The sequence below is a fragment of the Vibrio sp. 10N.261.51.A4 genome (assembly GCF_041471945.1).
In the GTDB taxonomy this organism is placed as follows: domain Bacteria; phylum Pseudomonadota; class Gammaproteobacteria; order Enterobacterales; family Vibrionaceae; genus Vibrio; species Vibrio crassostreae_C.
The window spans coordinates 1-18216 of the sequence record NZ_JBFRPJ010000024.1 but is presented as its reverse complement, the minus strand read 5'-3'; the positions used below and the strand labels follow the sequence as shown (position 1 = coordinate 18216).

Sequence of the window (18216 nt, the reverse complement as noted above, 5' to 3'; positions counted from 1 at the left end):
ATTACTCTTCTACTTTATTGGGCGCTTGAGCGCTTTCAGACACTTCGACCATCACTTGTTTGAACTTCACCGTCATGCGCTCTAAACGCGCTTTTTCAGAATCGGTTTCAAACTCTTCTAAGGCAATACGCTTCGTAAACACGTCCATCGGGCTCAGTTCAGATAAGGTCTCTGCCGACTCTTGCTCTAATGCTTGATTACGACGCTCTCTTGCTCGGCGCAGTTGAAGTACTTCCACATTCAATCCTTCGGTCAGTGCGCGCATACGTTCTTGTAGATCCGACAAGTAATCTTGCGCTTGCACTTCTATCGATAACCATACGCTTTGGTCGCTATCTAAACCTATGTATTGGTTAAGCTGAGATTCGATCTCGCTCAAGTCGCCTTTGATTTCAGCTAGAGGTTGGAATGTGGGAACAGGCAGTTGAGAAATGGTGCGCTCACCTTCAACAAACTCAACCACACACACTTGTTTTTGAGACTTAAGTTCATCAAAACTTAGTGGGATTGGAGAGCCTGAATAACGAATGTATTCACGCTTTGCCACCACTTGTGGGCGATGGATATGACCAAGTGCGATATAGTCTGCGTCTGGGAAGCCATCAGCGGCGAAACCATCAAGGTTGCCGACATAGATATCACGCACAGAATCCGATTGTTGGACACCCATCGCCGTTAAATGACCGGTAGCGATAATCGGCATGTGCTCGCTGTTTACAAACGTCGCGCGCTTAGCAACCGCCGCATCATAAACACTTTGATAATGCTGTTTGATTGCATCGCCGAGTTGCTTCTGACGCTCAACGCCAGTGACACCCGCCTGGCTCATCAACACATCGCGAGGGCGAATAAAAGGAATGGCACAAACCAGCGCTTCTACATCGCCGTTCTTGCCTTTTAGTTCGACAACCTGAGTCGCATGATCTTCATTGGTATTAGGAATCACGTCTGCGCCCATGTATTTGAGCAGCTGTTGTGTCTCTTTAAGCACAGAGACTGAATCGTGATTTCCACCTAATAACACCAATTGGCAACCGATCTTGTTCGAATCGACCACAAACTTGTTATACATCTCACGAGCGTAACTCGGCGGTGTACTGGTATCGAAAATGTCGCCAGCAACAATGATCGCGTCGATGTCGTGCTCTGTAACTTGCTCAAGTAACCATTGTAAAAACCGTTCATGTTCATTCTTGCGGCTTTTATTGTAGAAGTTTTGGCCAAGGTGCCAATCGGACGTGTGAAGAATCTTCATTGCTGCTCACTGGAAGTCTGTAATACCTTTAATCTACCAAAATAGTCGGCATAATTCCCTTTTATAAGCTTGTGAAAACCAACTAATTTCAGGCTTTGGACCAACTCCGCCCATAGCGTGACCAATCGTTATTTTTGACATAAAAAAACCGCTCAACGTTAGAGCGGTTTTAGGTGTCCATAGCTTTAGCTTTAAGCTATTTCACAGAGGTCGTCAAAAATTGTACGAAGCGCCCAGAGTTACTGTGCTAAACGCTAAATCACGGCTTGCCAGTCTATTACCATTCGGGCCGAAGAATTCGATATTTACTGCATCTGCTTGTGAGATTAAACGTAAGGTTAGGCTTTCTACTGGCGTGTATTCAACACCTATACCAAAATGGAAGCCTAATTACGCGCAGCTAGACAATCAAAGATATTGCAATAGATGCCATGATCACGCCAACGACAAATTCCAACACCTTCCACGCTCTCGGGTTCTTAAACATTGGAGCCAAGAAGCGAGCGCCATATCCAAGTGAAAAGAAGAACACGAATGACGCCGATACCGCCCCAGCGCCAAACAACATTTGATCCGGTTGATATTGAGTTGAGATAGACCCCAGCAATACCACAGTATCCAAATACACATGCGGGTTAAGCCAAGTGAACGCCAAACACATCGCAATCGCTTTGGTTAATGAGTCTTTAGTTTCTGCCGTGGCTTCTAAGGCGTGGTTTTCGGTAAATGCTGATCGGAAGCTTAAGAATGAATAGACACCCAAAAAGATAGCGCCACCATAACGGGCGAACTGCTCTACTTGTGGGAACTGCTTAACGATTGCGCCAAAGCCCGTCACGCCAAAGCTAATCAGTAAGGCGTCGGAAATGGCACATACAGCACAAACTGCCAATACGTGTTGGTTCTTAAGCCCTTGCTTTAAAACAAACGCATTTTGAGAGCCAATCGCAAGAATCAGCGAAAGGCCAAGGGAGAAACCTGCAAAGTAAGTCGACATCTAAGGCTAGTCTCTTAACCCAACTCAATACGCATAAACTGGCTGTGCGGATCCAACACATAATCAGCAAAGGGTTCACAGTATCCAAAGCCAAACTTTTCATACAGGTTACGTGCGGCCTTAAAGTAGTCTTCTGAGCCAGTCTCTAAGCTGATTGTTTGATACTGGCGAATGGCCGCTGTATCTAATACGTGTTGTAAAAGTTGGCTGGCAACACCTGACTTTCGAGCAAACTGTGAGGTCCTCATTGATTTGAGTTCAGCGTGTTGGGTATTTAGCTCTTTAATGGCAACACACCCAAGTAGTTGGCTGTCTTTCCAAGCACTGAAAAAAGTAATCTCTGGTGACTTGAGCCCATCTAGATCCAGTGCATGAACGCTTTCGGCTGGCGAAGTGGCGTACATATCAGCGAGGTGCTCTTCAAGTAATTCAATGACTTCCCCACCCGACAAGTCATCCACCTTAATTTCTATTGAAGCACTGCTTTCCAATGCTGTTCTATTTTCCATTGAACCCTGTGCATTTATTGCTGATGTCATTGTTTCAACTCTCCTTGTTTAGTTCGCTTATTTAGCTTGAGTGATTTGGTTTTTATCAACAGCCCACTTTCCTGAATTGTTTCCTTTTCAAGAACTCGGTTTGAATCAGTAAAATTACTGATTAATCATAAAATTATAAATGTCACACTGGGTTTACCTAGATACCATATTTTTCCTATCTCGTCTCGTGATAAAAGCGTTCCGCAAAGCCCGTATGGTCGCTGCATTGAGGGAGCAACACCTGTTTTAGTTAACGAATAAGTAGTCAGGGCAAAGTGAATAGCGATGACACGCGTACTGATGTTGTTGGCAGCTTAAACATCCCTTTAAACGGTCTCATTTAAAACGACCATAAGTTAGAAAATAAAACGCTTTCATTGATCGAATATTTGATTGCGATTTTCCAATTTCGGTATATGATGCGCCACCCTAATTTTTCAGCTTATGCTGCAGGCAAATATGTCCGCCAACGCACTCTATACCGACCTATCCGGTTACTATGATTTAATGTGTGTAGATATTGACTACCAAGCGCAAAGTAACTGCGTACGTAGACTCCATCAAATCTTTGGAAATGAAGGAAAAACACACCTCGACTTAGCTTGTGGCACTGGCCCACACGTTCGTCATTTTATTGATTTCGGTTACCAAAGCGGTGGCCTAGATCTTAACAAGCCGATGTTAGATATCGCAGAAGTTCGCTGCCCGGAAGCCAAGTTCTCAGTACAAAACATGAGTAACTTTGAGGTCACGGAACCACTCGATCTTATCACTTGCTTCCTGTATTCCATCCATTACAACGATGGCCTTGAGAAGCTTAAAGAGTGTATTGAAAGTGTGCATCGTGCGTTAAAGCCAGAAGGTATTTTCTGTTTTAACGTGGTTGATAAAGACAAGATCAGCAACGACCTGTTTGTTAGACACACAACAAACCAAGACAAAGACGATTTCACGTTCCGTTCTGGTTGGTATTACTCTGGTCAGGGTGATAAGCAAGCGCTAAAGCTTAGCATCGAAAAGACGACTGCTGGTGAAACTCAAGTGTGGAATGATGAACACCCAATGGTGGCATTCTCGTTTAAAGAGTTAATCGAGATATTGAAGCCCTACTTCGAGGTTAATATCTTCGAGCACGATTACGACAAGCTGATTCCTTGGGATACTCAGTCCGGTAATGCGCTGATCACATGTGTCAAAATCTAGATTAATAGATAAACGGCAAATTAAACCAAATCTATAGATCAAAAAAGAACCCACACTCGCCATTCTCCTTTTAGAGCATCAGCCAGTGTGGGTTCTTTTGTATCAAGCTATCAGTTACTGAACTCTAAATTAGAAGTCCGCTGTCATACCTACGTAGTAAGTACGTGGCTCTTCAACATAGCCCATGCTCTCTAGCTCTTGTGATACAGCTTCGTCAGTTAAGTTCGTGATACCTGCACGTAGTCGTACTGAAGCATTCACGTTGTAGACAGCACCTAGGTTCAGCGTTGTGTAAGCGTCTTGAGTTAGATCGCTTTCGATCTGACGTTCACCACGGTAACGCGCACTCACGAAGGTACTTAGATCGTAAGTTGGGCTCCAGTTCAGTTTAACTAAACCCGAATGCTTGTAACGCTCAAGTAATTCGTCACCAGTAGACTTATCTTCAGTGTCTAAGAATGTGTAATTACCAGACACACCCCATTCATCAGTAATTTGGAATTGGCCTGTAAGCTCAGCACCTTGAACTACAGCCTCTGATACGTTTGTATAAGTACGCTTACCATTCACATAGCCAGTTGAGCTTGAACTATCAGCGCAACCTTTACCCGATTCAAACACTCCGCCGTTCTCACAATAGGTTTCATCACGATCAATTAGGTCGTTGATTTCATTTCGGAATAAGGCACCTTCAACATTCCAACGAGGTTGGCTATAAATCGCAGCGATCTCATAGTTCAAGCTGGTTTCGGGCTTAAGATCTTCATTACCATGTAAATCACATACGCCTTTACAGCTATTAACTGTGTAGTCTGTCTGATTTTGAGTCAATGTTGGTGCTTTAAATGCTTTACCCACACCACCCTTGATGATCAGGTCATTCGTTGTTTGATGAACCAAGTACACACGTGGGCTGAACTCTTCACCGTACAGTTCATGCTTATCTAAACGACCACCAATGGTTGCCGTTAGTTGATCCGTCATTAACCATTGGTCTTGAACAAATAACGCACCTTGATAAGCTTCAGATGTACCATTGACTAAGTTTTCTTTGTTGGTTAATTCACTCAACTGGTAGTCCATACCAAACGTTACGGTGTGACTATCACCAAGATAAGTGGTCGCCGAAGCTTCAACAATTTGAGTCAGCTCTTCGATGTCACTGCTGTAGTTAGTATCAGAATCCGCAGCGTCGTTGTCAGTCACATTTTCGCGTGAGTAGCGAACTTGTGTATCACCCCAGCTCCAAAATCCGCTGTGCGTAATAGCTTGGCTCTGACGCACTACTCGTGTGTCAGACTCAATCACAGACGATACGTTTTCTGCAGATGATTCACGTTCGTCGTCACTGTAACCAAAATCGAAATCAATGGTTTGGTTGTCTGTTGCATTCCATGTCAGGCTCGCGAGTAAGCTTAATGTCTCTCTTTCTTCTAACGCAGTAATGTCTGAACGATCGTAACCAGAGCTATGCGTACCAGAATAGGGTTGCCAAGCATCACGGCTAGTTTGGTTAACAGATAGGCGAGCAAACAACTCGTCTTCAATCAACGCACCAGATGTCGTGAAGCCCATCGAATACTCTTCCCCTCCATCACCATCAAGTGGAGATGAAGTGTCCATGCTCAGTGTAGAGCTCCAATCGTTTTCTGGAGCCTTAGTGATGATGTTGATTGTACCGCCCATACCATCTGAACCGTAAAGTGCAGACATTGGGCCACGGATGATTTCAACGCGTTCGATCGAATCAGCAGGAATCGTTGATAGGTCAAAGTCGTTACCACGGATGATGGCACTTGCAGAGCTTAAACGACGACCGTTCACCATGATAAGAGTGTAATCTGAATCCATACCACGAATAGAGATCATCTGACGGCCAGCACGTGTGCTATCAAAATCAGACTCTACACTCGTTGATTCTGCAACGATGTCCGCCAAGGTAATACCAGGGCTGTCTTCAATGTCTTGCGCGGTGATAACCGACATTGAAGCTGGCGCTTGTTTTAGTGCCATCTCGGTACGAGTTGCCGTAACAACCATTTGCTCATCTGTTGCTTGCGCTTCTTCTTGCGCCAACACGTTAGCTGAAAGTGAGGTACAAATAACAGCGACTGCGATCGAAAGGGGTTTACGAACCAAAAGGGGTTTGCGAATCAAAAGAGATCTCTCAGACATGATATTCATTCTTATATGTGATTGGTAATGATAATAGTTTGCATTAAACAACCAACTACCACTCTTATCAACGAAAGTTTCATACCAAAAATCGATTCTCGTTATTCACCATTCAAATAATGAAAGAGATCTATATCCAACTCGATAGGTATTCGTAATTTTCATTCACCCTGCAGATGGATTATGTATAAAGCTCTTTGAATATATTGCGAACCCAGCGACACATCGGGTCGTTATGAAAGCGCTTATGCCAGTATAAGTAGACGTCTTCTGATGGGTGGCGCAACGCTTTAGGCACGCGTTTACAAACAAGATCTCTTTGCGTAGCGGCTTGTTGAGCAAAAGGTGTCGGTAAATGAAAGATGATGTCGGTTGCTTCTGCCATATCCGGCGCGACGTTAAAATTGGAAAGCTGAATTGGAATGGACAGCTGGCGCTGCTTATCAATCAAGCCAAGATCTTTAAATCGACTTTCGATCGAGAGCTTCTTATCCCCTTGCAGTGAGATTTGACCAAGTTGGCTATTCAACAAGTCATCAACCGTGATCTCTTTGTCCGCCAAAGGATGTTTTTTACTCATCAGCAAACGGTAATCGCGGCTAATCACGAACATTCGATACAAATTTTGCTCTGAACTTAACGGCTCGTGGGTCGACAACACAAAGTGCGCATCACCGGATAACAGAGGCTCAAAGTGTCGTTTAGGAATCGAGTCGATATCAACAGTCATGTTTGGCGCTTGTTGACGTATCTCCGCAACTACCTTGGGCAGCAAGTGCGCGACATTAGGCACTAAACCAAAGAAGCGAACCGTACTGTCACTGCTTTGCGGTTCGAATACATCGCCATGTACCAGCTTTTCTAAACGTGTCAGTACCGAATTGAGATCTTGCTTAATGGCTTCTGCTTTTGGCGTTAACTCATAGCCATAAGCCGCTCGCACCAATAGATCATCATTGAAAACGGTACGCAGTTTTTGCAGAGATCGGCTCACCGTAGGTTGGCTCATATCCAGCGCCAATGCCGTGTTGGAAACGTGCTTCTCTTCAAGAAGGTGTTTAAGAATAACGAGTAGATTGAGGTCGACTTGAGCAAGATTCATTATGCAAATATTAACAATATATAAAATTCAATGTGCGCATAGTGCTATTTCTTAACATGTAATACAATTGATAATCACTCCTATTTTGATCTAGAGCAATATGCAGAGCAGAGTTTAAGGTTAAGTGGGTTTTAAAGCTCTAAGTCAGAACTGTTTAAACATAAAAAAGAGAGGCACAATGGCCTCTCTTTGATCGTCTACTTTATATTGCTAGCGTTGAGCTATCAGACTACAGCTTTGTCCAAGCATCTTGCCAGTATTGGCTATCTGCTGGAGCGTAAGACGCGCTTGCACACCATGCCGTGTATGGCCAAGGCTTACATTCGTACAAGCCATTATCGCTGCCGACCACAATGTCACCCGCTGCGTAGTTTGTGCCCGCTTCATATGGAGGGTAATCACCTGGAGGAGGTGTTGTTCCGCCACCGTCTTTAACAGCGAACGAATCGTTTACCATCACCATTTCACCGTCTGTCGCAGTACCAACCACTTCAAGTTTATACTGACCTTCAGCAACATCGTACAGGTCCATTGTAACGGTACGGCTATCAGTTAGGCTCACTTTAGTCTGTTCAACAACAGTGCCTGCGCTATTGATTACCATTGCAGTTACGTCAAGCGCTTCATTTGACGCTAGTGTGAACTCTAAATGTATGTTGCCATTATCTAGAATGTATTCAGACTGAAGACCAGATACGTTTAGCTCGAGATCATCACCTGGATCTGGGTTACCACCACATGAAGAGTCTGAAACTTTTCTCCAAACGCCCCACTCACCTGTTGTTCCTGGCTCTTCGCCGCGAGTGTACCAACCTGCTCCCCACGTTGAACCGTCATGAGATACTTGGTCACCTTCAACATAAACGGTGTCGGCATCCCATGCAGCAGCACAGTTAGAACCATCAGTTACAGACACTTTACGGTCAACGGTTACGGTTTGGTTCGCGCTGTCTGTCACGCTATACACAAGTGTGTAGTTGCCGATTTCATTTACATCGACACTGCCAGTGTGTGTAATAGTGCTTGTCAGGTCGCCATCTTCAGCATCATTCGCCGTCACGCCTGCCATAGCATCAAATGCAGTACCCAACACAACGGTTGTGTCAGATACGCCATTAAATACTGGCTTCTGGCTGTAAACCTCTACCGTTCTCGCTTTAGTGGTTTCGTTGTTATCGCTGTCTTTCACTCGGTAAGTCAAAACGTAAGTGCCAATAACACTGGTTTCAACGTAACCTTCAACATCGATTGATGACGTTAGATCGCCGTCTTCTTTGTCTGTTGCCGTCACGCCATCCATAGGATCAAACGTTGTGCCGTGAAGAACACGCGTATTTTCGACACCTTTAAGAACGGGCTCGCCCTCGACTGGTGGTGGCGTTACCTGACCGTGTACAAACGGGCCGTAGTCTTTAATGAACTGCTCGTTGTATTGTTGGCCGTTTTTGTTGGTGCCCATGTCCCAGTTGATAGACCAAGTCATCACACCACGTAGCGGTTGACCTTGCGCCGTTAGGCTATCGAACGCGTCGTACAAATCTTGTGGCTCTTGAACAAAACCGGTTGCTGCAGCATCGATACTTGAAGGGATACCAAACACAAGTTTGTCGTGTGGGATCTTATGGAAGCCACGCGTACCGTTGATTAGGGAATCAGAGATGTAGTAAATGAACTCTTCTTTTAGTGCATCATTGTTTTGAGCAATCCAACCGACACCTTCAACCCAGATGCCATCGCCACCTTGGTTGTAAAACTGTGGGTTTATCCAGTCGTAGTAGCCTTCTAGATTGTCGATGTAGGGAACATACTTACCGCCCGTCGTTAGATAAGGGAACTCAGGCGCCATAGTAATAAGGAAGTTTTTGCCTTCAGTACGGTAGTGATCTTTCACTAGCTTAAGTGCATCAGGAATTACCGTTTGGTTGTTTGCTGCAGTTACCGCGGCTTGTTCAAGGTCGATATCTAGACCATCAAAGCCGTATCGCTCAGTAAGACGAATGATCTCATCAGCAAAGGCTCTTTCATCACCGGTTTCAAGCTCTACGTGTGCATCTGCACCACCTAAAGCCAACAGCACAGAGCGACCTTGCTTGTTGAGTTCCGAGATTTGGTCAATAAATTGTTCTTCTGAAAGCCCAATGGTTGGGTCCAGTTTAAAAGTTGGGATTCGACCATCAGCCACATCGTAGACCTTCATGAATGACACATTCACGATGTTGTACATTGGGTTCACTTCATCCAGCGTCACACATGGCGCATTACCACCTTGGTAGCCGCCACCGTCACACCAGTTATGCCAATAGCCAACCACCACGCCAGAGTCTGGATTCGTCATATCTGAACCATTCGCATAAACAGCGCCAGACATTGCCGCCATGCCGAGCGATACTGCTAATTGTAGAGCTTTACGTTTCAACATTAGTCCCACTTCCTTACTTAACAGCTGTGCCAATCACAACCGAACCAATTCATTGTAATCATGAATATTTATAGAAAAGTAATGGAATTTTTAGGAAAAGATGACCTTTGATTTAACTTGTGATTTTAAGTCACAGATTGAATATCAGAATCAATATGACTTTGACTTTTCATTCAAATTGAAATGCTAAAAACTGTTATTTTCGGTCGAATACATTGACCATGAAAATACTTAATCAATCTTAATTCACTAAGATAATTAACCAAAAATATAAAAAATCACCGATAGGAAAAAATAAACTTTAAATCGGCAAAAATCACCCCAAATACGCCGTAATTACTGACCTAAGACCAGATACCATTGCGAGTGATATCACTAAAACAGCCTGGATATAGCCATCATACATGTGCTAGCAATACACACGTATAACGGAATATAGGAGCAAGAATTTGTAGGATTTTGAATGTATACGTCGGGAGTTTTTCAGTTAACCGTCAGTGCCAGATGAATAATATGCATCCAATAGTGAAATAAAATTCACCTTATCAAGTTCATTAAGTTGATTAATTCCAGCCGCTGCTTTTCTTCCTCCGCCAGTCGCAAAACTTGAGCAAATTTCGTCTGCACCCGTTCTATTTGATAATGGCGCACGTAAGCTCACCGTGTAAGACTCGCCGTCTTGGTTTTTCGTTAATACTGCTTGCGCTCGGTTTGGATCTTGATTAACGATTTCATTACCAAATACGCCACTGATGCGCCTTGCCCAAGTCTCGCCTGGTAGTTCAAACACACGTGCGACTTCACTTTCATAAACAGGAGCAAGGTTTGATAACTGCTGGCAATCATTTTGACAAGCAGCTCGCAGTCGATAAAACACCGAGTCTTTATCATCCAAAAGATCAAACGGGTTCGGGTATTGATAAAGGGTTTCGTAGAGCTCAGCTGGCGTGAAATGCAAATCACTGAGTGACGAACCGTAACCGTTGTAGTTAATCAAGGTACCTAGCTCTTCTAGAAACTCTTTTTGAGATTGAGCGAATCCATTTTCATCCGCTAGCCGCGCCGCCACCGTTTTTAGATTGTCGCCAAAGGCAGCTGCGATTGCCCAAGCCACATGCGCACCATTCAGCTTCTGGTTAATCAGCAAGCTCGTGCAGCTCTCTGGCGCGGTATCAATCAGAGTATCTAAATGACTAGAAGTTGGGACATCCCCTGTTCGGTGGTGATCGCAATAAAATACATTGATGTTTGCGTCTAGCAGTGAGTGCAGTGCAGGCAGGTTTTTCTCCATCGATACATCTAAAACGGTAACGGAAGAAACATCACCTTGCTTACCCGGCTCCATAGTTTGAGTAACAACTTGAGAGACCAACTTAATATCACGCTTAACACCAGTAATGAGCACGCTCTCTCTTGGCTCACTTAATCGCAGCTGTAACAACGCGATTATGCCATCTGCGTCTCCGTTGAATACGTCGTAGTGCATGTTGTTCCTCTTCCTATAGATTTAACCGTTTGCCAGAAACGCGCCAATTCGTTTGTGTGTTCGATAGTCTGTCATTATTTTAGTTATATTTCACAGATACTTAAGTCTATTTTGGAATGCCTTATTCTCATTAGATTGAAAAGATAAACACATTAATAATATTGTATGACTTATGTCACAGTAAAAGAATACGAAAAGATTATAAAATAAGCGCCTCCCACTTAATGATAAAGAGACGAATGAACACTACCACCACTCTTGTTTATGACACTTTGAAAAGCCTTGCTGCTCACGCTCCTGAGCAACATGCCGAGATTCGCCAGCGTTTATATGAGCAGTTGAGCCTGCCATTTAACAAGCAGCTCTCGTTATACGCTAATGTGCTTGGTCCTATCAGCTCAGGTAAGTTAGCGGGATGCGACAATATTGATAAAGCGGTTGAACTGGCACTGGATGTGCTGGAAGGCCGAAATAAGTAGTCCCCCCTTTAATACGTAATATAACGGCCCAGATCTTCCCCCAGATCGGGCCGTTTTTTTATTCTCGTCATTTATCTATTTGAATTTCAGGTACAAAAAAGGCGTAGATGATCCACGCCTTTTGTTTTAGTAAGTTCTATGTTGTTTATGAAGTCTTGAACTGCGCGACCGCTTGGTCCATATCGTTCGCTTGCTCTGCTACCTTGTCCACTTCAACTAAGCAATGCTGCGCCGAAGCGTTATTGTCGTTCGAGATAGTGTTCAGCTCAGTAATTGAGTCACTCACTTGCGCCATTACTGCGCCCTGCTCTTCAATCGCTGAAGCAATACGTTCTGAATTACCTTGGATGCTTTCCATGTCGCTCAAGATAAGTTGCAAGCTCGCATCCAGCTCTTCCGAATCTTTCAGCGTTAGTTGACCTTGTTGATTACACTCGCCAATCTCTGCCATCGACGCCTGCATCTGGCTTTGAATTGCACTCACCACTGAAGTTATCTCTGTGGTCGATTGATGCGTTCTGCTTGCTAGTGCGCGTACTTCATCGGCAACTACCGCAAAGCCACGACCTTGTTCACCCGCACGTGCTGCTTCAATTGCTGCGTTCAATGCCAATAGGTTAGTTTGTTCTGCAATGCCTTGGATGATGTTTACTGCATCGCCGATCTGGTCAACATGATGGTTCAGTGAACTGATCGAATCTTGGCTGCTTGAAAGACGTTCAGACAACTGGGTGATGTTGCTGATGGTTTCAACCACCACTTCACGGCCTTTATCGGCATTCACTTTCGCTTGATGTACACCTTCAGCGGCAACCGATGTGCTTTCAGAGATCTCGCCAATGGTGAGTACCATCTCTTGAACTGACGTTGTCATTGTAGATGTGTGATTTGCTTGAACTTCAAACTGTTTGATTACTGACTCTAGCTCATCATGCATGTTCGATGTGCTTTGTGTCAGTTGCAGTGACTTAGATTGAGAGGCAGCGATAAGCCCTTCCAGTTGATCCAACAGTTGGTTGAAGTATTGGCCTAAAGTGCTGAGTTCGTCTTTGCCATCAAGGTGCGAACGAATAGACACGTCGTTTGAGTTAACGATATTACGGATAACCGAAAGCAGTGACTCAATTTTGCCAATGATAGAACGGACGATTAACCAGCTGAACAGAATGATCGACACAAGTAGTGTGACGCAAAGGATGTTGTTGATCAGCGATAGTTTGTCCATCTCTTGCTGCGTTTGTTGGTCTAGCACCGCCGAGAATTCTTTAAACTGAGTCTCGATAACGTGCGAACCAGAACGCGCTTCGCCTAGCAGGCCTTCGTTATGCTTCAAACCGATCACGCGCTTTTGCTCAACCACTTGGCGAGCAGCGTCTATCAAAGCAGCTGAGCTACTCATATTTGAAGTTATAGAAAGAACACTCGGGTCAAACTCCCCCTTCTCAATTAAGTCATTGAACAGGTAAAGCTCGATTTTTTGTTCCGCACTGGCTGTCGCGCTGATGTTATCGAGCAAAACATGAAACTCGCCTAGCATACCTTTGTCACGTGATAGCCCATAGACTTCGCTCGCTTTAACTAAGTTAACAAAGCTGGTGTGGTAGGTTTCGATGTCTTCACGTAGGTGTGTGCTGTTGGCTAAACCTAAATCACTGAGCACTGTATCTAGCTCAGATTCAGACGCTAAGAATTTTTTGTAGTTTACGTCGAACTTGTCGAGGTATTTCATATCGCTACGCAGTAAAAAATCTTTCTCGTTACGGCGAAGGTTGAGCAAACGCACTTCAAGCTCTTTGGTAATTTGTTTGGCTTCGCTCATTTGAGCGGTGGTGTCTGCAAATTGTGATGTGGTAAACAGCAGTGAAATCATGCCGAAGATGGAGAACATCCCCAACGAATAGAGCTTTTTCTTTATGTTCATATACGTGGCTCGTCTTTACTAAATTAACTATGAGTATCTAAATAAATCGCATCAAAGAATGGATATCCAACTTGCGCGACCTGATTATTGTTATATTTTTTGTATCAGTAATGAGCACTAAATCTAGCGACTGTTCAGCCCACCAGCAGTGACATTCTCAATGGTATTCAAACAGAGAATGAATCTTTTCACTAAAGATAAAAGCATCAATAACACAAATTGAATACATGTACATTAGTTGAATGATAAAAGTGAGAGACAGCTATTTGACGGAGCATAAATGGCTTGAATGTCATGGTATACAAGGCATTGAATTAAAAGACTTTGACGCACATTTGGATGCATTATTTATGATGACATTTTTTTGGCTCTCCAGAAGAGCACGAGCGAAGCGCAATATTGGAGGTTTTGACTTGGTTTTTAAACAGTGAATCCGTCTATTGATGATTGTACAGTAGAGCGTAAACGGCGAAAAACATGGACCTACTCAATTCGAGTCAGGTCCATCTTTTGATTTTCTAGTCAATCGCTTTGCAGCTAAAGAGTTAGGTGCGAATTCAAGGCTGGCTAAAACGCTTTTACCATCTTGGTTAGGCACTTCAATAACACCGCTTTCTCGTCTTCTTCGATATCTTGCGTCAGCTCATTAACCAAATTCAAGTGAAGCTGATTGTGGTGAACGTGGATCTTCTGCCCTTCATCCGTCAAGGCAACCACAATCGCACGACGATCTGTTGGGTGTTCATGGCGCTCAATCAATTCAGCTTTAACCAACTTTTCTATTTGAACAGTAAGTGTACCCGTGGTAATATCCAACTTTTCAGCGAGCTCTTTCATTCTTAACGCACCATGCATACCAAGTACTTCAATGGTGTGTACTTGAGCCAGGGAATAACCCGTCTCTTTGACAACAGACTGCTCCCACGAAGACATTTTATCGTAGAACTCAGTCAGTATTTGGTTAAGCTGTTCTATATTTCGCATGGTCGTTTGAATGCACTTCAAGAGTAAGATGATTAATCTTATCAAACTTGGCGAGCATTTGTTTATATTCAGAGACGGTTTTATCACTGTTTGATTCAAGAGTAATCGCTGCTGAATAGTGATGCCCACTCACCTTCCACATATGGAAATCGGTGACCGACGCATAAGGCGTTAAGGTTTTTGTCACTGAGTCACGATAATCTTGGTCGATATTCTCATCCAGCAGGATTGGGCTGGTTTGTTTCATAAGGTTCATCGTCCACTTAGCAATCACGAATGCGCCAACCATTCCCATTGCTGCATCTAACCAGTTCCAACCGTAAAACTTACCAAATAGCAGCGCAACAATCGCAAGCAGCGAAGTTAGAGTATCCGCCAACACATGCATGTAGGCTGCGCGTAGGTTGTGATCATGATGGTGTCCGTGATGCTCGCCATGTTTATGACCATGGTCGCTGTCGTGCTCATGGCTATGTGAATGACCGTGATTCTTACTATGATTGTGGCCATGCTCGTGTCCGTGATCATGATGGTGATCGCCAAGTAAAAACATACTCACCACATTCACAGTTAAACCAATACAAGCAACGATGATCGCTTCATTGAACTGAATCGCTTGTGGGTTAAACAAACGATGTACTGATTCCACCAGCATCAACAATGCCACAATCCCCAATGCAATCGCGCTGGTGTAGCCCCCTAACACGCTGACTTTGCCAGTACCGAAAGAGAAACGTTCGCTCTCGGCATGTTTCTTCGCATAACGGTATGCAAATAAGGTGATACCAAACGCTGCGGCGTGCGTCCCCATGTGCCAACCATCGGCAAGCAATGCCATCGAGCCGTAAATAGTACCTGCAACAATTTCGACAACCATGGTAACGACGGTCAATAACAGGACATAGAACGTGCGTTTCTCACCTTGACTGTTATGTGAAGAAAAGTTGTGTTGGTGACGTGTTGGAAAACTCAAAATGGCGTCCTTAGCTTGTGTTTGTGGTTAGATGATCGTTGCAAATAAAAGCCCTTTGATTGACAAGTAATTTGACAATCAAAGTAATAATTTGAAATTTAGTTTGATTATCAAACTTTGTCAACGATGAATTTTGAAACTCTGATTTGCGGGACGAATAGTTGATGGTGAGCGCTAGTTTGTTCCAAAGATTATTGATTCAGTAAAAACGAGGCTTTCCAGGGACAAAAAAGCCCACTCGAGGTGGGCTGATTGAGTCAAACTCAATGATTGTATTTATTTGTTTTGCAATGAAATAATCTCATCATTCACCCAACCTAACAGCTGCTTGGTTGCTTTCGACAAGACTTGGTTCTGCCGAACAATATAACCAAGACTGGTGCTCGAGAAGTTGGTCAATGGTGTCACTTTCGAATGCAGGTGCTGCTTGGTTGATACCGCAAACTCCGGGACAATAGCCACACCAAATCCCGCTTCTGCCCAGTCGATTTGAGCATCGACACTCCCTACTTCCATCACCCTATAATTAGGTAGATTAAGGCTTGGTAAACCTTCATCAATAAAGTCACGCGTTCTCGTATCATGACCTAGTAGAATCAAAGTGAGCTCTGCATCAGAGTCTCGGATATCAAACCCATCGCCAAGCGCACACCAAGAAAGATCTTGCAGCTTAGTGAAATACAAAGACTCGTTGTGCTGCTCTTTGGCGATAACAAAACCAATATCCGCTTGAGCATTTTTAACTAAATTCGATGCCTGAGATGACGTGGTATTCAAGAGCGTAAGGTCAATACCGGGATACTGCGCTTTGAACTTCTGGAACGGACGAATTAGCAAAAATCGAGAAATGATGTCACTTACGGCAATGGTTAACGTCCCTATTTTAAGGTCGTTAATGGCATTGAGATCGGCCTGACAAATCTGCAGTTCGAGTAGCGTTCTTTGGCTTGTTTCCAATAGCCGTTCACCCGCTTGAGTCAATTGAAAAGGGCTTCTCTCTATCAACTTTATGCGTGTTTGTTGTTCCAGTTGTTTTAGGTGCAAACTCACATTGGGTTGTGTCATGTGCAGTGCATTGGCCGCTTTCCCAAAATGCTTGTACTCCGCAAGCGTCACAAACGTCTTCAACAAATTAATATCGAGCATCATGTCCTCTCTCTCGTGTCACTAATATCATTCCCTAAAAGTAAAGAATGCCCCATCGTCATTCCCTACAGTGAGGAACGAACGTGATAGGGAATCTCGTTTGTAGCTTAAGACTTTAAGTATATATGAAATCCTTATCAAGATAATAAAGATAATTAATTTCTCTTATCCACCTTGTAGGCCTAACATGATTCCTCAATCAGTTAGGAGAAAAATTATGCCATCTATCGTTGTTGTGGGCGCAAACTGGGGTGATGAAGGCAAAGGCCGCATCGTCGATTTTTTAGCAGACCAAGCTTCTGCTAGCATTCGTTTCCAAGGCGGAAACAATGCAGGTCATACTGTGGTAAATGACTTCGGTACATTCAAACTGCACCAACTACCTAGTGGTATTTTTAATCCTAATTGTACGGCGGTTCTTGGCCCTGGCATGGTGATCAGCCCTGCTGCGCTAACTGAAGAGATTGCAGAAGTTCAAGAGGCTGGCATCAAAGTGAAAATGGCGATCTCAGATCGTGCGACACTGTGTCTCCCTTTACATGCTCTTGAAGATACGCTTGAAGAAGAGCGTTTGGGCGATGGCGCTTACGGCTCTACACGTCAAGGCATTGCACCAGCGTACGGCGATCGTGTAATGAAGAAAGGCATTCTTGTCGGTTGGCTGAATCAACCTGAAATTTTAGAGCAGCGTATTCAATTCCTACTTGATTGGAAGATGCCTCAGCTTAAAGCGCTCTACCCTCAATGTGACTTCTCCCAGACTGCTTCTGAAATGACAGAATGGCTACTTGAAGTAACTAAAGCATGGCGCCCGTTCATCTGCAACGTAACTGAGCCGCTTAAAGCGCTGCAATCACAAGACGCAAACCTACTGTTTGAAGCTCAGTTAGGCGCAGGTCGCGACCTTGTCTACGGTGAATACCCTTGGACAACATCTTCGAATGTAACCGCAGCTTATGCTGGCATTGGTAGCGGTTTACCTGCACTTCGTCCTGAACGTGTTATCGCTGTTGCTAAATCATTCAGCTCGTCTGTTGGTACTGGCACGCTAGTAACTGCAATGGAAGAACAAGACAGCTTCCGCGAAAGCTCTAACGAATACGGCGCAACAACAGGCCGCCCACGTGACATGGGTTACTTCGACGCGGTAGCAACTCGCAACGGTGTTGACCTACAAGCTGCATCGGAAATAGCACTGACTAAGATCGATTGCCTGTCTGGTTTGTCTGAACTTAAAATCTGTACCGCTTACTCAGGTGAACATACTGAGAACCCGATTTGGCCACAAACGGCTGAGCTAAAGCCCGTATATGAAGATATGGCTGGCTGGGATGAAGACATCACGGGTTGCCGCACGTTTGAGAGCCTTCCTCAAGCAGCGCAAGATTACGTTACTCGTATCGAAGAGCTGATGGGTGTGCCAATCGTGATGGTATCGGTAGGTCCTGAGCGCGAGCAAATGATCATTCGAGCTTAGCTTAGAAGACGATAAGATCTACATCAAAGCCCACATTCAGTGTATCCGCCCCATGAACCC

14 protein-coding genes and 1 pseudogene are annotated in these 18216 nt (G+C 44.2%); 3 read left to right on the top strand and 12 right to left on the bottom strand.

Annotated features, from left to right (window positions below; genetic code table 11):
* Position 1 precedes the first annotated feature (1 nt).
* The 4 genes and pseudogenes from sbcD to AB4384_RS06185 all read right to left on the bottom strand — a co-directional run bounded on the left by sbcD (position 2) and on the right by AB4384_RS06185 (position 2791).
* On the bottom strand, positions 2-1255 hold the full coding sequence (gene sbcD / locus AB4384_RS06200) for an exonuclease subunit SbcD (protein WP_017063974.1): 1254 nt from the start codon (positions 1253-1255) through the stop codon (positions 2-4).
* A gap of 213 nt (positions 1256-1468) precedes the next feature.
* Positions 1469-1642, bottom strand: a pseudogene (locus AB4384_RS06195) (porin family protein); the annotation flags it as partial.
* A gap of 13 nt (positions 1643-1655) precedes the next feature.
* On the bottom strand, positions 1656-2252 hold the full coding sequence (locus AB4384_RS06190; protein ID WP_372129083.1) for a LysE/ArgO family amino acid transporter: 597 nt from the start codon (positions 2250-2252) through the stop codon (positions 1656-1658).
* Positions 2253-2266: 14 nt separating this feature from the next.
* Positions 2267-2791, bottom strand: coding sequence for a GNAT family N-acetyltransferase (locus tag AB4384_RS06185; RefSeq protein WP_372129081.1), 525 nt, complete (start codon positions 2789-2791; stop codon positions 2267-2269).
* Between the two features lie 459 nt (positions 2792-3250).
* Between AB4384_RS06185 and AB4384_RS06180 the strand changes: the two genes are divergently transcribed.
* On the top strand, positions 3251-3994 hold the full coding sequence (locus tag AB4384_RS06180; protein ID WP_029235856.1) for a class I SAM-dependent methyltransferase: 744 nt from the start codon (positions 3251-3253) through the stop codon (positions 3992-3994).
* A 129-nt stretch (positions 3995-4123) separates the two neighbouring features.
* On the opposite strand, the gene AB4384_RS06175 is transcribed toward AB4384_RS06180, so the two are convergent.
* The 4 genes from AB4384_RS06175 to AB4384_RS06160 form a co-directional block, all read right to left on the bottom strand.
* Positions 4124-6169 carry a TonB-dependent receptor domain-containing protein gene (locus AB4384_RS06175; protein ID WP_102321013.1) on the bottom strand — a complete coding sequence of 682 codons (2046 nt, stop codon included), beginning with the start codon at positions 6167-6169 and terminating at the stop codon, positions 4124-4126.
* A gap of 181 nt (positions 6170-6350) precedes the next feature.
* Positions 6351-7271 carry a LysR family transcriptional regulator gene (locus tag AB4384_RS06170; protein WP_017059189.1) on the bottom strand — a complete coding sequence of 307 codons (921 nt, stop codon included), beginning with the start codon at positions 7269-7271 and terminating at the stop codon, positions 6351-6353.
* Positions 7272-7500: 229 nt separating this feature from the next.
* Positions 7501-9690 carry an immunoglobulin-like domain-containing protein gene (locus AB4384_RS06165; RefSeq protein ID WP_372129079.1) on the bottom strand — a complete coding sequence of 730 codons (2190 nt, stop codon included), beginning with the start codon at positions 9688-9690 and terminating at the stop codon, positions 7501-7503.
* A 487-nt stretch (positions 9691-10177) separates the two neighbouring features.
* Complete coding sequence (locus tag AB4384_RS06160; RefSeq protein WP_372129077.1) at positions 10178-11176, bottom strand: DHH family phosphoesterase; 999 nt, start codon at positions 11174-11176, stop codon at positions 10178-10180.
* 239 nt (positions 11177-11415) lie between these two features.
* Between AB4384_RS06160 and AB4384_RS06155 the strand changes: the two genes are divergently transcribed.
* A complete protein-coding gene (locus tag AB4384_RS06155) occupies positions 11416-11655 on the top strand; it encodes a PAS factor family protein (protein ID WP_004733935.1) in 240 nt (79 codons plus the stop codon).
* Between the two features lie 145 nt (positions 11656-11800).
* Here AB4384_RS06155 and AB4384_RS06150 read toward each other — a convergent pair whose 3' ends face one another.
* From AB4384_RS06150 to AB4384_RS06135, 4 genes are all read right to left on the bottom strand, one after another.
* The gene (locus AB4384_RS06150; RefSeq protein WP_029236381.1) at positions 11801-13525 is read right to left on the bottom strand and encodes a methyl-accepting chemotaxis protein; all 1725 of its coding nucleotides are present in this window, start codon (positions 13523-13525) and stop codon (positions 11801-11803) included.
* A 618-nt stretch (positions 13526-14143) separates the two neighbouring features.
* On the bottom strand, positions 14144-14560 hold the full coding sequence (locus AB4384_RS06145; protein ID WP_372129075.1) for a MarR family winged helix-turn-helix transcriptional regulator: 417 nt from the start codon (positions 14558-14560) through the stop codon (positions 14144-14146).
* Positions 14538-15533 (bottom strand): CDF family Co(II)/Ni(II) efflux transporter DmeF, encoded by a 996-nt coding sequence (gene dmeF, locus AB4384_RS06140; RefSeq protein WP_017059184.1) that lies wholly within the window; start codon positions 15531-15533, stop codon positions 14538-14540. The genes AB4384_RS06145 and dmeF overlap by 23 nt, the downstream gene beginning before the upstream one ends.
* Positions 15534-15809: 276 nt before the next feature.
* Positions 15810-16682, bottom strand: a complete 873-nt coding sequence (locus AB4384_RS06135) for a LysR family transcriptional regulator (RefSeq protein ID WP_372129073.1) — start codon at positions 16680-16682, stop codon at positions 15810-15812.
* Positions 16683-16896: 214 nt separating this feature from the next.
* Here AB4384_RS06135 and AB4384_RS06130 point away from each other — a divergent pair, with 214 nt between their 5' ends.
* Positions 16897-18156 (top strand): adenylosuccinate synthase, encoded by a 1260-nt coding sequence (locus AB4384_RS06130; protein WP_372129072.1) that lies wholly within the window; start codon positions 16897-16899, stop codon positions 18154-18156.
* The last annotated feature ends 60 nt before the right edge of the window (positions 18157-18216 follow it).

What these genes read in the sequence shown, in the direction of transcription:
- AB4384_RS06190 (WP_372129083.1), bottom strand. Translation starts at nt 2,252, where the DNA reads ATGTCGACTTACTTTGCAGGTTTCTCCCTTGGCCTTTCGCTGATTCTT.
- sbcD (WP_017063974.1), bottom strand. Translation starts at nt 1,255, where the DNA reads ATGAAGATTCTTCACACGTCCGATTGGCACCTTGGCCAAAACTTCTAC.
- AB4384_RS06170 (WP_017059189.1), bottom strand. Translation starts at nt 7,271, where the DNA reads ATGAATCTTGCTCAAGTCGACCTCAATCTACTCGTTATTCTTAAACAC.
- AB4384_RS06130 (WP_372129072.1), top strand. Translation starts at nt 16,897, where the DNA reads ATGCCATCTATCGTTGTTGTGGGCGCAAACTGGGGTGATGAAGGCAAA.
- AB4384_RS06165 (WP_372129079.1), bottom strand. Translation starts at nt 9,690, where the DNA reads ATGTTGAAACGTAAAGCTCTACAATTAGCAGTATCGCTCGGCATGGCG.
- AB4384_RS06135 (WP_372129073.1), bottom strand. Translation starts at nt 16,682, where the DNA reads ATGATGCTCGATATTAATTTGTTGAAGACGTTTGTGACGCTTGCGGAG.
- AB4384_RS06150 (WP_029236381.1), bottom strand. Translation starts at nt 13,525, where the DNA reads ATGATTTCACTGCTGTTTACCACATCACAATTTGCAGACACCACCGCT.
- AB4384_RS06185 (WP_372129081.1), bottom strand. Translation starts at nt 2,791, where the DNA reads ATGACATCAGCAATAAATGCACAGGGTTCAATGGAAAATAGAACAGCA.
- AB4384_RS06160 (WP_372129077.1), bottom strand. Translation starts at nt 11,176, where the DNA reads ATGCACTACGACGTATTCAACGGAGACGCAGATGGCATAATCGCGTTG.
- AB4384_RS06145 (WP_372129075.1), bottom strand. Translation starts at nt 14,560, where the DNA reads ATGCGAAATATAGAACAGCTTAACCAAATACTGACTGAGTTCTACGAT.
- AB4384_RS06155 (WP_004733935.1), top strand. Translation starts at nt 11,416, where the DNA reads ATGAACACTACCACCACTCTTGTTTATGACACTTTGAAAAGCCTTGCT.
- AB4384_RS06175 (WP_102321013.1), bottom strand. Translation starts at nt 6,169, where the DNA reads ATGTCTGAGAGATCTCTTTTGATTCGCAAACCCCTTTTGGTTCGTAAA.
- AB4384_RS06180 (WP_029235856.1), top strand. Translation starts at nt 3,251, where the DNA reads ATGTCCGCCAACGCACTCTATACCGACCTATCCGGTTACTATGATTTA.